The organism is Azohydromonas australica DSM 1124 (assembly GCF_000430725.1).
Classification (GTDB): Bacteria; Pseudomonadota; Gammaproteobacteria; order Burkholderiales; family Burkholderiaceae_C; genus Azohydromonas; species Azohydromonas australica.
On record NZ_AUMO01000023.1, the window covers coordinates 42,643 to 56,002 of the forward strand.

Below are 13,360 nucleotides of genomic sequence, written 5' to 3' on the forward strand. Positions count from 1 at the left end.
AGTCCGCGGCGGTATCAATGCTGCTCGGCCGGTCTGCTACGCGGCGGTATATCTTCCTTTGGTGGGGCAAGGGGCGCCTGCACCACCAGCCTTTGCACGGCCAGCATCGGATAGGCCCTGCTCTCCAGGGACGACACCACCAGCCAGTTTCCTGGTGCCCCGACAGCCACCAGTTGTGGTGGATATGCAGGGTCGACGATCTTGCCGAGCCACACCCGGCACGGCACACGAAGCGCGCCGCACACCAGCACGGCTTCCTGCAAACCGTCCCCTTCGCCAAGCTCCACCACGTCGGCCACGGACTCGGCGAAGTGCTGCGCCACCTTCGCGATGTCCTCCAGTGGCCAAGCCGCCTCGCCAGTCACCTTGCGGTGCGCCTGGCCGTAGCCGACGCTCAGGATCTCGCCAAGCAGAGATGAGTGTCGGTGCTTCGGAACTCCGTGACGATCGAGCAGCTGCTTGATGCACCGTGCGCCCATGGGCCACGGATGCGCATCCGATTCCGGCTTGTTCGCTGGGTTCTTGGTTGCAGACTCATCTGATTTCTTCTTCGCCGCCTTGGCAGGCCCCTTTTTCGCTGCCTTCCTGGCTAATGCCTTTTTCGTTGCAGTCTTGCCAGGTATCTTCTTCGTGGCAGAAGTAACAAGCGGTGTTTTCTTCGCAGGCATGGCACTCCTGGGTAGGTCGCGCGCCATTGTGGCCAGCGGCCATAGGCCTGAGCTTCGCGTCACGACCTGTTGCAAGGTGCACAAGTACCCACCATTGCAAGTTCAACAGGTTTGGAGTTTCATTTCCGCCAAGAAGAAAGACCTATTCAGATTTCCGTTCCGGATTTAGGAAGGGAGCGACGAATGAACTGGTTTTTCTTCCAGGATGCAGTCCTGCGTCCTCGCACGGCCCTTGTTCTGGCTCTACTGGCTGTAGCAGCCCTACCGATCCCGGCTCACGCGTTGGACGGATGCAAGGTGCTTCTGTGCATTGCGGGTTCATGGCAGACCATTCCCGAGTGCATTCCTGACGTGCGCGAGGCCCTTCGTCGCGCAGCGCGGGGCAAGCCCTGGCCGACCTGTGCCATGGCCGGTGGCGGCAGCAATACCGCCAGCGTCAACTTCACCTCCCCATCGACGGCTTGTCCGCCCCAGTACCTGGACGTGGTGAAGGACGAGTGCGGCCGCGTGCTGTCGAGCAGCTGCCGCATGGCAGGCAGCGTGGACATCGGCATGGGCGGCCAGTTGCTGATGCAGGTCTGGTTCACGGATGGCACATGGACCTCCACGTGGTACAGGGACCAGGCCCGCACGATGTTCGGTGCCTGGATCGATCTCCGTTACGACAGTGACTACCTCGCCTGGCTCGCCACGCAGCCGACGCCTGGCACGGAGTCGCCCACATGCGGCGCGGAGCTTTCCTGATGGACCTGCTCGCCTCTATTGCCGCCTGCGCGCCCGACGTGCATCCGAAAACGATGTTGCGCCTGACGAGAGCCGAGTCCGCGCAGCAGCCGCTGGCGATTCACGTCAATGGCGCGCGCCTGCAGCGCCAGCCGCGCACGCTGGCCGAGGCCGTCGTGACGGCACGCTGGTTGCGCGCGCAAGGCTACAGCTTCGATGCCGGAGCCTGGCAGATCAACGTCAGGAACTGGCCTGCCCTGGGGCTCGACGAGCGAACCGTGTTCGATGCGTGCCGCAATGCGGCAGCGGCACAGGCCGTCCTGATCGACTGCTTCAGACGCGCCCCCGGGCGCGATCCGCAAACGGCGTTGCGCCAGGCGTTGAGTTGCTACAACGCCGGCAACTTCAGAGGCGGCTTCTCCAACGACTATGTCTCGCGGGTCGTCGGAGCACCGGTTGCCGCCATGCCCACCGTTCCCTCCCCGCAGGAGTCGCCATGAAACTCTCCTCCATTGCCCGGGCATCCAAGGACCATGCGCTGAAGTTGCAAGTGGCCGTCGTCATGGCGGCCCCGGGCCTGGCACACGCCGGCTTCGGCACCAAGGCGCTGGACGTCATCAACCAGGGCAGCACGCTGGCGCTGGCCGTTGGAGGCGGCATCTTCACCATCTGCGCCGCCGCGGCGGGGTACCAGATGGCTGCCAACAAGGGCACTCGGCTCAGCGACGTGGCGCACCTCATCTGGGGCGGCGCCCTGGCCGGCAGCGCCGCGGCGCTCGGCGCCTACTTCATGGGTTGATCGGCCTGCGGCTGCCATGGCAGAGCGCATCCACAAGGGCGCCACCCGGCCCGCCCTCATCAAGGGCATCCCGTTGCTTCCGGCCATCTACCTGTCGCTGGGCGGCGCCATCCCAGCCATGTGGCTGTGGATCGTCGGCGCCGCGCTCAAGTGGCCCGTGCTGAACGTGTGCGCGGCCCTGGTCGTGGCGGCCGTGATCGCCGCGCTGCTGTGGCTGCGCCGCATCACGCGCAAGGACGACCAGCGCGTGCGCCAGTGGCTTATCGCCGCGCAGCTCACGCTGTGGTGCAGCAACCGGCGCCTGTGGGGCTGCCGTTCGTACTCGCCCATCGACTACCGCAAGCAGCGGCGCTGAACCATGTTCCTGGACTGGCTCAAGTTTCCCGGCTTCAAGCTGCCGCTGCCCTACCTGTGGCAGCGCGCCCGGCACGAGATGCCCGCCTCGGTGATGCTGCCCACCGGCAGCCTCGTGACGGAGCACGACGTGAAGTGCTCGGAAGGCTGGTACTTCCGCGTGCTGCGGCTCAGGAAGCCCGTGCCCTTCGAGACGGCCCAGCCGCACGTGGTGCTCGACCTGCACGAGACCAAGGCGCACCTGCTGGCCACGCTCAACGCCGAGGGCGAGATCGCCCTCAACGAGTACCAGTCGCAGCATTTTGCCTACGACCGCCTGGACCCCGTCGAGGGCGACGGCTATGCCGCCGAGCTCAACGACGACTACGACGCACACTTGGCGGCATCCCCCTTCCTGATGCGCGAGCATTTCATCGTCATCGCCTTCCGACTGGAGCAGGAGGGATCCAGGCCCCGCACGGCTGACGACTTCGCCCGCATCCAGGCCGAGAGCGTGCACGTGCTCGACGGGCTCACGCAGTCGGCGCTGGCCATGCTGCAGCCCTTCGAGCCGGTGCTGCTGGGCAGCTACTGGCGCGACGGCGTGCGCTTCTCGCAGGTGCTGGAGTTCCTGTCGCTGCTGGTCAACGGCCGCACGCAGCCCATGCGGCACACCCGCGCGCCGCTGTGTGCGCTGTTGCCCGCCGTGCGCGTGTCCGGGCGTGACGGCCTGGTGGAACTGCGCAGCCTGAACTGGGTGCGCTACGCCGCGATGCTCGGCATCAAGGAGTACATCGAGGAACCCGAGTGCGGGCTGCTCGACGCCGCGCTGTACGTGCCGGTGGAGTGGCTCGACACCATCGCCGGCAGGTTCTACGACCGGCGCAGCGCGCTGGACGCGCTGCAGCGCCAGTACAGCCACCTGCTGTCCGCCGCCGACCGCTCCGAGAGCCAGATCGTCGAGCTGAAACTCGCCATGGACGACGTGCAGGCCGGCCGCTACAGGATGCTGCAGTTCTTCTACAACAAGGCCGTGTTCGGGGACACGCCCGAGCAGGCCCTGGCGGCCGCGGCGCGCGTGAAGGGGGCGATCAGCCGGGCCACCGGTCTGGAGATGGCGCAGGTGGACATGATCCCCGACGCTGCGTGGTGGTCCCAGGTGCCGACGAACTTCTGGCTGCAGCCGCGCGAGGCCGACCTGTCCTCGCGCGTGTTCGCCGCCATGGCGTGCACGCACGGCTTCGCGAGCGGCAAGCGCGATGGCAACCCTTGGGGCCAGGCCGTGATCATCCTGATGACGGATTCCGGCCAGCCCTTCTACCTGAGCCTGCACTAGTCGCCCCGGGGCGAGGTCAACATCGGCCAGAAGTGGCCCGGCACGTTCGGCATCTACGGCAAGACCGGCACGGGCAAGACGACGATCCAGTGGGCCATCGCGGTGCTCTCGCGCCGCTGGAGCCCTCGGCCGCGAATCGTGGTGCTGGACAAGGACCGCAGCTGCGAGATCGCCGTGCGCGCGCTCGGGGGCACGTACCTGCAGATGCAGGTGGGCCAGCCCACGGGACTGCAGCCCTTCCAGCACACGCCCACCGAGGAGCGCGTCGCGGCCTGGATCAATCTGGTGCTCGCCTGCCTGTGGGACGCCACCATGCCGTTCCAGCCGGTGGAGCGCCAGCACATCGAGAACGCCGTGCGGGCCATGTCCCGCATGCCGGCGCACCTGCGCGGCATGACCACGATCCGGCAGAACCTGCCCACGCGCGGTCCGCGCGAGGCGGGCAACAACATCTGGGACCGCATCGGGCGCTGGTGCCGCGGCGGCGTCCACGGCTGGGTGTTTGACGGTGCGGGCAGCGCGCTGCCGCCACCGGACCAGGCCGAGATCGTCGGCATCGACTACACCCGGTTCCTGGACCTGCCCGAGATCCGCGGCCCGGTGATGCTCGCGCTGCTGCAGTACTTCGCGGACGTGATCGGCGACGGACGCCGGCTCATGGCCTTCATCGTCGAGTTCTGGCGCGCGGTGCAGGACTCGCACATCGCAGCCTTCGCGGAGGACGCCGTGCGCACGATCCGCAAGAAGGGCGGGCTGCTGGCCTACGACACGCAGACCCCCGGCGAGGTGCTGGGCTCGGCCATCGGCCCGGCGCTGGCCAGCCAGACCTCCACGCTGCTGCTGCTGCCCGACACCCACCCCAGGCGCGAGCACTACATCGAAGGGCTAGGGCTCAACGAGCAGCAGTTCAACCTCTTGGCCAACCTCCACCACCGCGGCGGCCACCGATTCCTCGTGGTGCAGGGCGACCAGAGCGCCGTGTGCCAGTTCGACCTCTCAGACATGCAGCACCACCTGGCCGTGCTGTCGGCCGACACCGAGAAGCTCGCCGCCCTGGACCGAGCGCGTGCCGAGTGCGGCGACGACCCGAAGCGGTGGCTGCCCAGGCTACGGGAGCTCGTCCTTGGCGTGCAGCAGCCGCACGCCGCACGCCTTCGGAGGGCCGCGTGATGAAGCTTCGCCTGATCGTGCCCCTGGCCGCCGCGGTGGCCTTCTCCTGCGCCGATGCAGCAGCCATCGCAAACGAGGCGGTGCGCGAGATGCCGGGCGGTGCCCGGCGCGTGGAACTCCCGCCCGGGCCGAAATCGGATGACATCCGCAACACGCGCCTGCCTAACCGTTGGGGATCTAGCTTCAAAAGCAGCACGTACGTCATTGATACCAGTGACGGGCTGCGCGAGTGCCCGCTGCGCTGGATCACCCCGGACTGCCGCCCCTACCTGAAGGGACAGGACCGGCGCGGCCGCGCCTGGGTGCTCAAGACCGGCGGCCGGTGGCGCCTGTGCTCGCGCCCTGACACCGAGGCCAAGTGCGTGGACTACGACGGCCCCGCGCCGATGACCCTGCAGGACTGACCCGAGGAGTTGTTAATGATCGACTACTACGGTGCGCAGGTGGACGCCGTGCTCGACAACTACGTTGCCGGCACGGTCGGCGGCGTGATGACGTGGGCCACGGCCGCCGGCGCCGCCCTCGTGACCATCAAGGCCATCAAGCTGGCCTGGGCCATCGCGCGCAAGCAAGTGCCCGAGGCTTCGCAGACCATCGTTCACCAGTTGTTCATCCTGGCACTGATTGTTGGCATCGCCACCATCGCCAACGTGTACCGGACGGTCGTCATCGATGTGGCCCGCGACATGAGCGACGGCATGGTGACGATATTCATTCCGGCAGTCCCCGAAGCAGCAAACGCACAGACCGTATGGGATGCACTGCAGGCCTTTGACGACAAGGCAGTTCTCTTATTACTGCAGACGCTCAAAACCGCCGATCTTTCAATGAAGGCCATTGCCGCCCTCTTCGGTGCGCTCCTCTTCTCCACCGGCACCGGCCTCTTTGAGGTGGTCGCCCTGGTAGCCGCCACCATGAGCCGCATGTGCCTGGCCTTCTGCCTGTGCCTGGGGCCGGCGGCCATCATGTGCCTCGTCCACGAGCAGTCCAAGCAGTACTTCTGGCAGTGGCTCGGGCTGCTGGTGTCGTCGGTCATCCTGACCTGGGTCGTCTTCTTCGTGCTTGGCGTGTCGCTCAACATCACGACCACGGTGGTGGACATGACGCTGCAGGACTTCGACAAGATCAACATCGTCGCCGTCGCCTCCACCTACCTCATCATCACCGCCGCGCTGGCCGTGGTGCTGTACCAGGCGCCTTCGTGGGCCGCGGCCCTCTCCGGCGGTTCGCCGCTGCAGCTGGGCGCGCAAATGGTGCAGCAGATCGTCGTCGCCGCCCGCGTGGGCCGTGGCGGCAGCGCGCCGACGCCGAGCGCCGGTGCACCCAACACGGTGCACCACGGCACGGGCCTGGCCACGCGCGCCGCGGCCGGGGCCCAGCACCTGTACCAGCGCATCGCGGCCCGGGGCCGCAACGGCTGAAACCGCAGGAGCGATCCATGGCCACCACCAGGCGCTGCCTCGCCCGCGCCGCAGCCGCCGGCCTGCTCGCGCTGGCCGGCACCCCTGCGCTCCCGCAGGGCATACCGGTGTACGACAACGTTGCCAACCTCAACTTCCTGCAGCAGCTCCTGCACATGGTCGAGCAGCTGGGCAACCAGGTCGAGCAGATCCGGCAGATGCAGCTGCACTACGACAGCATCACCGGCAACCGCGGCTTCGGCGGCATCTACCGCAACCGGGCACTCGACGACTACGTGCCGCTGGACGCCGTGCAGCGCACCAACGCCGTGGCCCTCGACGGCTACGCGGGCCTGAGCGCCGCGGCCAGGGCGCTGCGCGACGCGACCATGACCTACAACTGCCTGGACCAGCAGGGCCAGCGGCGCCTGGCCTGCCAGTCCACGCTGGCGCGGCCCTACGAGTCGCAGGCGCTGCTGCGGCAGGCCATCACGATCTCCAACAGCCGCATCGGCTACGTCAACGGCCTCATCGACGCCATCCGCCAGACCACCGATCCCAAGATGGTCAGCGAGCTCCAGGCCCGCATCGAGGGCGAGAACGCGCTGCTGGCGCATGAGACCACCCGCATCCAGCTGCTGCAGCAGCAGCTCGAGAACGACCGCCAAGTCGAGCTGTCGCGGCTGCAGGAGCGCACCAACGCGAACCTCGACCTGCCCACCCGGCTGCCCGCGCTGGCGGCGCACTGAAAGGACCCCAGGCCCATGGACACGCAACACCCAAGCCCGGTCGCCGCCGTGCAGCCGGGCGACACGCAGTGGGAAGCCATCGTGCAGTCGCTCGTGGGGCGCTTCGAGCGGCGCCTGAACACCGTCATGGCCGCAGCCATCGTCGCCGTGGGCGCCGCCTATGCCGCGCCGCGCCTGTGGCCCGAGCCGCCCCGGCAGGTGCCGGTGGTCGTGGTGGTAGACCGGTACACGGGGGCCTCCATGGTGATGGAGAAGGCCGACGTCCGGAAGATCCCCGCCAAGGAACTGCTCGACATCCGCAACGCCCGCGACTTCGTGCGCGCGCGCGAGGGCTACTCCTGGGACCACCTGCAGGCCGATCACGACGCCGTGCAGCGCATGAGCACCCCCGAGGTGTTCGCGGCGTACGACAGGCAGTTCGATGGTGACGCCGGTGTGCAGAAGGTGCGCAGGAACGCTGAGCTGCACCGCGTCAACATCATCAGCGCGCGCCCGGCCGGCGGCGTGCCCGACGGCAGCGAGTCGATCGTCGTCACCTACGAGAAGACCGTCTCCTACAGCGGCCGGGCGCAGCCGCCGCAAACCACGCAGCACGTGGCTACGTTGCACTACGTGTACCGGCCCGAGGTGCCCATGGCGCCACAGGACCGGCAGGAGAACCCGCTGGGCTATGTCGTCACGGCGTACCGCTCCGACCCCATCGTGACGGCCGCCACGCCTGCCGTCGGCGCGCAGGGGACGCAGCCGTGAAGCGGCCCGCGGCACTGGCCGCCGTGCTGCTGGTGCAGGCGGCCACGGCGCAGCAGATCCGGGAGGTGGTCTACGACCCGATGCAGGTCATCCATGTGAGCGTCTCGCGCGGGGTGCCGACCCATGTGCAGTTCGAACCCGGCGAGGTGCTGGTGCTGGACCCGGCCACGGGCCTGGATTCCAACTGCACGCCGGAGTCGGCCTGGTGCATCGCGGCCGAGAAGGGCGGCAGCGACCTGATGGTCAAGCCCACCAGCGCCAGCTCGATGGCCAACGCCGTGGCGGTCAAGACCAACCGGCGCAGCTACAGCTTCAGCTTCGACCCGGTGCCCTCGCCGGCGCGGGCCGTGACGCGGCTGATCGTGCGCCCGCCGCCCGAGCCGCAGCCCGATGCGGCCGCGCAGCGTCTGGCCGCCGCAGCTGCCCTGGCACCGCAGCCCGCGGAAGTGCTCGAGCGCCGGATGTCGGCCTGCCCGCGGGTGCTCAACAGCAGCTACAGCGTGGCCACCGGTCGCGGCAGCGGCGACATCGTGCCGAGGGCGGTGTTCGACGACGGGCGCTTCACGTACATGCAGTTCCCCGGCAACGCGCCGCTGCCCGTGCCCTTCGAGGTGCAGCCCGACGGCAGCGAGGCCGCCACCACGCCGACGACGGTGTGCGGCTTCTGGAGCGTGGACCGCGTGGTGCGCCGCCTGCGCCTGCGCCACGGCAGCGCCGTGGTGGAGCTCACCAACGAGGCCTTCAACCTGGAGGGCCGAGCGCCGGTGGCCGGCAGCGGCATCGACGGCGTGGAGCGCCTGGTGCGCGATCCCAGGACCGGCCAGTTCAAGCAAGCGAGCCCCCAATGACCAGCCCCGCCCCCGACACCGGCGCGGACACGCCGGCACCCGAAGCTGCCATCCCCGCCATCGGCGTGGCCAACCGGCAGCGCTCGGCCCTGACGCGCAGGCGTCGCATTACCACGGCCCTGACCTGCCTGGCGTTGGCGTGCGCGGGCAGCGCCGGCCTGTACTGGCTGCTCAAGCGGGCCGGCGCCCCGGCGCAGGCACAGGCCAAGAAGGACGACCTCAAGCCGGCCGTGGCCGCGGGAGCCCGATTGCGCCTTTTCGACACCGCCGCCGCGGCGCCCGCGTCGGCCCCTTCATCGGCACCGCGCGCCTACACCGTGCCCGACGTGATCCCGGGCCGAGACGACGAGGTGCGGCCCATCGGCCTGGCCGCGACTGCGCCTCCACCCAAGCCCAGGCCGCGCGACCCACGGGACGCACCGATCATGCTGCGCTCGGGTAGCGGCAGCAGCGGCATGGCGGTGGCCGCCGTCCCCGGCGGTACTGCCCAGACAGACTCGCTGGAGACCACGAGTCGGCAGCTGCAGGACTACCGGCAGCAGCTCGGCCAGATGATCCAGCAGGCCCAGGCGCGCCAGGCGGGCACTGCCGGGATGATCCCCACGGCGCTGCCGCTGGGCGCCGCGCCAGGCACACCCGCCCTGCCACCCGGCGTGCCCGCGCCACCGCTGCCGCAAGGACAGCCGCCCGTGCGCGGCATTCCCGTGCCCGACGCGCCGCAGCCACCCCAGGGCGGCGGCACGCGCGAGGTCTGGGCCGGCCAGCTCGCCAACCCGGCGCTCACGCTCACGCGCGGCTCCTTCTTCCTTTGCAACCTGCGCGTGCGGGTGATCTCGACCACCGCGGGCGACGTCTCCTGCATCGTGCCACGCGACGTCTACAGCGAGCAGCGCGTGCTGTTGCTGGAAGCTGGCACGCGCGTCGAGGGCGACTACCGCCTGGTGCAGATCAAGCCCGGCGAGACGCGCATCCCCGTGATCTGGAGCCGGCTCAAGACGCCTACCGGCATCACGGTGGACCTGGAGGCGCCGGGCACCGGCGCACTGGGCGAGGCCGGCATCGGCGGCACGGTGGAGAACCGCTGGGGCGAGCGCATCGGCGCCTCGCTGCTGCTGTCGCTCATCGACGACGCGGTGAAGATCGTCATCGCCGACAAGCAGTCGGACGCCACCGGCGGCGGCACCAACGTCGTGCTGGGCGGCACCGCGCAGACCGGCAGCCGCCTGGCGGAGAAGGTGCTCGACGCCACCATCAACATCCCGCCGCGCATCACCGCGACGCAGGGCGGCACGGTGGGCGTGTACGTGCGCCAGGACATCCGCTTCGACAACGTGTACGCGCTGCGCCCCGCGCAGGGCGACCGGTGACGGGAGGCCGCGCCATGCCGGACTACCAGGCGCCAGGTCACGACGCCTCGGTGCGCTTCCTGCTGCAGCCGCTGCAGCCCTTCCTCGACCGGGAAGATGTCGAGGAGGTGGCCCTGAACCGGCCGGGGCAGGTGTTCGTGCTGTCGCGACATGCCGGCTGGAGCTGCCACGAGGCGCCGGCCATGGACCTGCGCTGGTGCCTGGACCTGGGCCGTGCGGTGGCCACCTTCAGCTCCCCCACGGACCTCCTGGACGCCGACACGCCGCTGCTGGCGGCCACACTGCCCGGCGGCGAGCGGGTGCAGTTCGTGGTGCCGCCGGCGGTGGCGTTCGACACGGCCTCCATCACGATCCGCCGCCCCGACACGACTGTGCCGCGGCTGGCGGACCTGCGGGGCCTCTTCACGCGCGTCGTGAGGCACGCGGGCGAGATCCAGGGCTTCGAGCGCGAGCTGCTGGCGCTCAAGGACGCCGGCCGCTTCGAGGAGTTCCTGGCGCTGGCCGTGCACAAGCGCCAGACCATCGTCGTGAGCGGCCACACCGGCTGCGGCAAGACGTACATAATGAAAGCCATGGCCGAGGAGATCCCTCGCCACGAGCGCCTCGTGACCATCGAGGACGCGGCCGAGCTGCTGCTGCCCCACCATCCCAACGCGGTCCACCTCTTTTTCAGCGCCGCGGCCCGGGGCCAGGCCAGGGTGACGGCACAGCAGCTGCTCAAGGCCAGCCTGCGCATGCGCCCGGACCGCATCATCGTGGCCGAGGTGCGCGACGAGGTGTGCCTGGACTTCATCAGCGCTGCGGCCTCCGGGCACCCGGGCAGCATGACCAGCGTGCATGCCGGCACCTGCGACCTGGCCCGCGAGCGCATGGCGCTGATGATCCAGCAGTCCCCGGCGGGCGCGGGCATGCGCTTCGAGCAGATCCAGCGGCTGCTGGCGCTCACGGTCGACGTGATCGTGCAGTTCGGCAACGACGGCAGCGGGCGCCACGTGCGCGAGGTCCACTACGACCCGCAGCGCAAGCTGGAGCTCGCGCGGAGGTTCACTCAATGAACGAGCCTCGCATCAATCGCCGCGTTGCCTTCCTGGCGGGCCTGGCGGCCCTCGTGTTCTGCCTGGCCACGCTGGGCGCCGTGTGGCTCTCCGGCGCGCTGTTCCTGCTGCTCAACAAGAACAACCCGCTGCGCGCGCGCATCGACAGCCTGCCGCGGTACTGGCAGCAGCATGGCGACGACCCGGTGCAGCACAAGCGCCTGGTGGTGTCCGTGGCGGCGGCCTTCGGCCTGGCCTACGTCGGCGTGCCGGTGCTGGTGGTGCGGGCCTCGCGCCGGCAGCGCCCGCTGCACGGCGACGCGCGCTTCGCCACGCCGCGCGAGGTGATCCGCTCCGGGCTGTGCGAGGGCCGCGGCGTCATCATCGGCCGCTACAAGGGGCAGTACCTGATGCTGCCCCATGACATGCACGTGCTGGCCGCGGCCCCGACCGGCTCGGGCAAGGGCACGGCGCTGATCATTCCCAACCTGCTCCACTGGGACCACTCGGCCGTCGTGCTCGATCCCAAGGGCGAGGCCTGGCGGCTGACCTCGGGCTTCCGGGCCCGGTACGGGCAGAAGGTGTTCCGCTTCGCGCCCTTCGACGAGCGCGGCGAGACGGTGCGCTTCAACCCGCTGGCCTACGTGCGCGAGGATGCGCTGCTGCGGCTGACGGACCTGCTGGAGATGAGCCACGCGCTCTACGTGCACGACGACAAGAACCCCAACGGCAGCGGCAACTTCTTCGCCGGCAACGCGCGCGACCTGTTCGTGGCGCTGGGCCTGTACCTGCTGGAGACCCCGGAGGCCGAGATGCCGCGCACCATCGGGCAGATGCTGCGCGTGGCCGGCGGCGACGGACGCCCGCGGCGCGAGTACCTGCTGAGCCTCATGCGCGAGCGCGAGCAGCAGGGGCGCCCGCTTTCCTACGACTGCACGGCGGCGTTCTTTCGCGTGCTGGGGGCGCCCGACGACACGCTGGGCAGCATCGTGTCCACCTTCACCGAACCGCTGCTGGCCTTCGCCGACCCGATCGTGGACGCGGCCACCAGCGCCAACGACTTCGACCTGCGCGAGCTGCGCCGCCAGCGCATGACGGTGTACGCGGTCATGCCCTTCCAGAAGCTCAAGGCCGGGCACGTGCTGCTGCGCCTGTTCTTCACGGTCGCGCTCAATCAGAACGTGCGAGAGGAGCCCGCGGCCAACGCGGCGCTCAGGTACGAGTGCCTGTTCCTGATGGACGAGTTCACCGCGCCGGGGCGCATCGACATCATCGCCGAGGGCAGCGGCTACCTGCGCAGCTACGGCATCCGGCTCTTCATCCTCTTCCAGAGCATGGGGCAGCTCATGGGCGAGTACTCGGCGCACATCGCGCGCTCCATCGAGGCCAACCACCGATGCCGCATCCTGTTCGCCCCGGCCGAGCAGCAGGACGCCAAGGAGCAGTCCGAGGTGCTGGGCACCGACACCGTGCGCGCGGTCAGCCAAAACCACACCAGCTCGCCCAGCGGCGGCAGCCACGGCGAGAACCGCAGCGACCACGGCCGCGCGCTCATGCTGGCGCAGGAGCTGCGCATGCTCGACCCCGAGCAGCAGGTCATCCTCATCGAAGGCCAGCGGCCGATCCTGTGCCACAAGGCGCGCTACTACAGCGACCCCGACATGGCCGGGCGCGTGCTGCCGCCCGTGCACGTGGACAGCATCAACCCGCGGGCCTACATGGCGCGCGTGCGCCAGCTCATCCGCCCCCTCGGGCGCGACGAGGCGCTCGGGCCCGACCTGGACCTCGACACGCTGGCACACCCCTTCACCGGCATGCCCGAGCTCACGCCGGACGCCACGCCCACGCAGATCGACGGCTACGTCACGGCCTACTTCGACTGCCTGCCGCCGCCCGAGGACGCCGACAACGGCGTCCCGGAGGTATCGGCGCCCGAGGCACCAGCCGGCGCCGAATCCGAGTTCCCGCGGTCACCGCAGGCCCCGGCCGAGCAGCCGCCCGCACCCGCTGCGCAGGCCCGTCCCGCGAAGCGGGCGCGGCGGCCCAGGAAGAGCGCCAGGCCGGTCACGGCGGCGTCAACGGCCGCCGCGGCAGCGCCAGCCGGTGCTGGCGCGGTCCAGGCCGACCTCTACCCCGAGGGCGACATCGACCTCCACAAGCTCGACGGCGAGTAGCCGCCACAG

Annotated in this window: 15 protein-coding genes; 14 read left to right on the top strand and 1 reads right to left on the bottom strand. The window is 69.6% G+C overall.

Annotated features, from left to right (window positions below; all coding sequences use genetic code 11):
• Window positions 1–14 precede the first annotated feature (14 nt).
• A complete protein-coding gene (locus H537_RS50535; protein ID WP_156901298.1) occupies window positions 15–668 on the bottom strand; it encodes a helix-turn-helix domain-containing protein in 654 nt (217 codons plus the stop codon).
• Window positions 669–851: 183 nt separating this feature from the next.
• On the opposite strand from H537_RS50535, the gene H537_RS52210 reads away from it, so the two are divergent.
• From H537_RS52210 to H537_RS40515, 14 genes are all read left to right on the top strand, one after another.
• Window positions 852–1,412 (top strand): hypothetical protein, encoded by a 561-nt coding sequence (locus H537_RS52210; RefSeq protein ID WP_028996550.1) that lies wholly within the window; start codon window positions 852–854, stop codon window positions 1,410–1,412.
• Window positions 1,412–1,891, top strand: coding sequence for a lytic transglycosylase domain-containing protein (locus tag H537_RS40485; protein ID WP_051241541.1), 480 nt, complete (start codon window positions 1,412–1,414; stop codon window positions 1,889–1,891). The genes H537_RS52210 and H537_RS40485 overlap by 1 nt, the downstream gene beginning before the upstream one ends.
• Entirely contained in the window at window positions 1,888–2,190 is a 303-nt protein-coding gene (locus tag H537_RS0101805; RefSeq protein WP_028996551.1) for a TrbC/VirB2 family protein, read from the top strand. Before H537_RS40485 ends, H537_RS0101805 begins: the two co-directional genes overlap by 4 nt.
• A 16-nt stretch (window positions 2,191–2,206) precedes the next feature.
• Window positions 2,207–2,545, top strand: coding sequence for a VirB3 family type IV secretion system protein (locus H537_RS0101810; RefSeq protein ID WP_028996552.1), 339 nt, complete (start codon window positions 2,207–2,209; stop codon window positions 2,543–2,545).
• Between the two features lie 3 nt (window positions 2,546–2,548).
• Window positions 2,549–3,859 (top strand): VirB4 family type IV secretion/conjugal transfer ATPase, encoded by a 1,311-nt coding sequence (locus H537_RS48740; RefSeq protein WP_051241543.1) that lies wholly within the window; start codon window positions 2,549–2,551, stop codon window positions 3,857–3,859.
• A gap of 141 nt (window positions 3,860–4,000) precedes the next feature.
• Complete coding sequence (locus tag H537_RS48745) at window positions 4,001–5,029, top strand: VirB4 family type IV secretion/conjugal transfer ATPase (RefSeq protein WP_156901300.1); 1,029 nt, start codon at window positions 4,001–4,003, stop codon at window positions 5,027–5,029.
• Window positions 5,029–5,433 (top strand): hypothetical protein, encoded by a 405-nt coding sequence (locus H537_RS0101820; protein WP_028996553.1) that lies wholly within the window; start codon window positions 5,029–5,031, stop codon window positions 5,431–5,433. Before H537_RS48745 ends, H537_RS0101820 begins: the two co-directional genes overlap by 1 nt.
• A 15-nt stretch (window positions 5,434–5,448) precedes the next feature.
• Window positions 5,449–6,450: a TrbL/VirB6 family protein gene (locus H537_RS0101825; RefSeq protein ID WP_028996554.1), complete on the top strand. Its 1,002-nt coding sequence runs from the start codon at window positions 5,449–5,451 to the stop codon at window positions 6,448–6,450.
• A gap of 17 nt (window positions 6,451–6,467) precedes the next feature.
• Window positions 6,468–7,178, top strand: coding sequence for a TrbJ/VirB5 family protein (locus H537_RS40495; protein WP_051241547.1), 711 nt, complete (start codon window positions 6,468–6,470; stop codon window positions 7,176–7,178).
• A 15-nt stretch (window positions 7,179–7,193) separates the two neighbouring features.
• On the top strand, window positions 7,194–7,928 hold the full coding sequence (locus H537_RS40500) for a VirB8 family type IV secretion system protein (RefSeq protein WP_051241549.1): 735 nt from the start codon (window positions 7,194–7,196) through the stop codon (window positions 7,926–7,928).
• Window positions 7,925–8,776 (top strand): TrbG/VirB9 family P-type conjugative transfer protein, encoded by an 852-nt coding sequence (locus H537_RS40505; protein ID WP_051241551.1) that lies wholly within the window; start codon window positions 7,925–7,927, stop codon window positions 8,774–8,776. Before H537_RS40500 ends, H537_RS40505 begins: the two co-directional genes overlap by 4 nt.
• The gene (locus H537_RS48750; protein ID WP_051241553.1) at window positions 8,773–10,143 is read left to right on the top strand and encodes a TrbI/VirB10 family protein; all 1,371 of its coding nucleotides are present in this window, start codon (window positions 8,773–8,775) and stop codon (window positions 10,141–10,143) included. The genes H537_RS40505 and H537_RS48750 overlap by 4 nt, the downstream gene beginning before the upstream one ends.
• A gap of 14 nt (window positions 10,144–10,157) precedes the next feature.
• Window positions 10,158–11,198, top strand: a complete 1,041-nt coding sequence (gene virB11, locus H537_RS0101850) for a P-type DNA transfer ATPase VirB11 (protein ID WP_028996555.1) — start codon at window positions 10,158–10,160, stop codon at window positions 11,196–11,198.
• Window positions 11,195–13,351 carry a type IV secretory system conjugative DNA transfer family protein gene (locus H537_RS40515; RefSeq protein ID WP_051241555.1) on the top strand — a complete coding sequence of 719 codons (2,157 nt, stop codon included), beginning with the start codon at window positions 11,195–11,197 and terminating at the stop codon, window positions 13,349–13,351. The genes virB11 and H537_RS40515 overlap by 4 nt, the downstream gene beginning before the upstream one ends.
• Window positions 13,352–13,360: the final 9 nt, after the last annotated feature.

Excerpts from the sequence above, each read along its gene's own strand:
- H537_RS50535 (WP_156901298.1), bottom strand. The coding sequence starts at position 668 with ATGCCTGCGAAGAAAACACCGCTTGTTACTTCTGCCACGAAGAAGATA.
- H537_RS52210 (WP_028996550.1), top strand. The coding sequence starts at position 852 with ATGAACTGGTTTTTCTTCCAGGATGCAGTCCTGCGTCCTCGCACGGCC.
- H537_RS40485 (WP_051241541.1), top strand. The coding sequence starts at position 1,412 with ATGGACCTGCTCGCCTCTATTGCCGCCTGCGCGCCCGACGTGCATCCG.
- H537_RS0101805 (WP_028996551.1), top strand. The coding sequence starts at position 1,888 with ATGAAACTCTCCTCCATTGCCCGGGCATCCAAGGACCATGCGCTGAAG.
- H537_RS0101810 (WP_028996552.1), top strand. The coding sequence starts at position 2,207 with ATGGCAGAGCGCATCCACAAGGGCGCCACCCGGCCCGCCCTCATCAAG.
- H537_RS48740 (WP_051241543.1), top strand. The coding sequence starts at position 2,549 with ATGTTCCTGGACTGGCTCAAGTTTCCCGGCTTCAAGCTGCCGCTGCCC.
- H537_RS0101820 (WP_028996553.1), top strand. The coding sequence starts at position 5,029 with ATGAAGCTTCGCCTGATCGTGCCCCTGGCCGCCGCGGTGGCCTTCTCC.
- H537_RS0101825 (WP_028996554.1), top strand. The coding sequence starts at position 5,449 with ATGATCGACTACTACGGTGCGCAGGTGGACGCCGTGCTCGACAACTAC.
- H537_RS40495 (WP_051241547.1), top strand. The coding sequence starts at position 6,468 with ATGGCCACCACCAGGCGCTGCCTCGCCCGCGCCGCAGCCGCCGGCCTG.
- H537_RS40500 (WP_051241549.1), top strand. The coding sequence starts at position 7,194 with ATGGACACGCAACACCCAAGCCCGGTCGCCGCCGTGCAGCCGGGCGAC.
- H537_RS48750 (WP_051241553.1), top strand. The coding sequence starts at position 8,773 with ATGACCAGCCCCGCCCCCGACACCGGCGCGGACACGCCGGCACCCGAA.
- virB11 (WP_028996555.1), top strand. The coding sequence starts at position 10,158 with ATGCCGGACTACCAGGCGCCAGGTCACGACGCCTCGGTGCGCTTCCTG.
- H537_RS40515 (WP_051241555.1), top strand. The coding sequence starts at position 11,195 with ATGAACGAGCCTCGCATCAATCGCCGCGTTGCCTTCCTGGCGGGCCTG.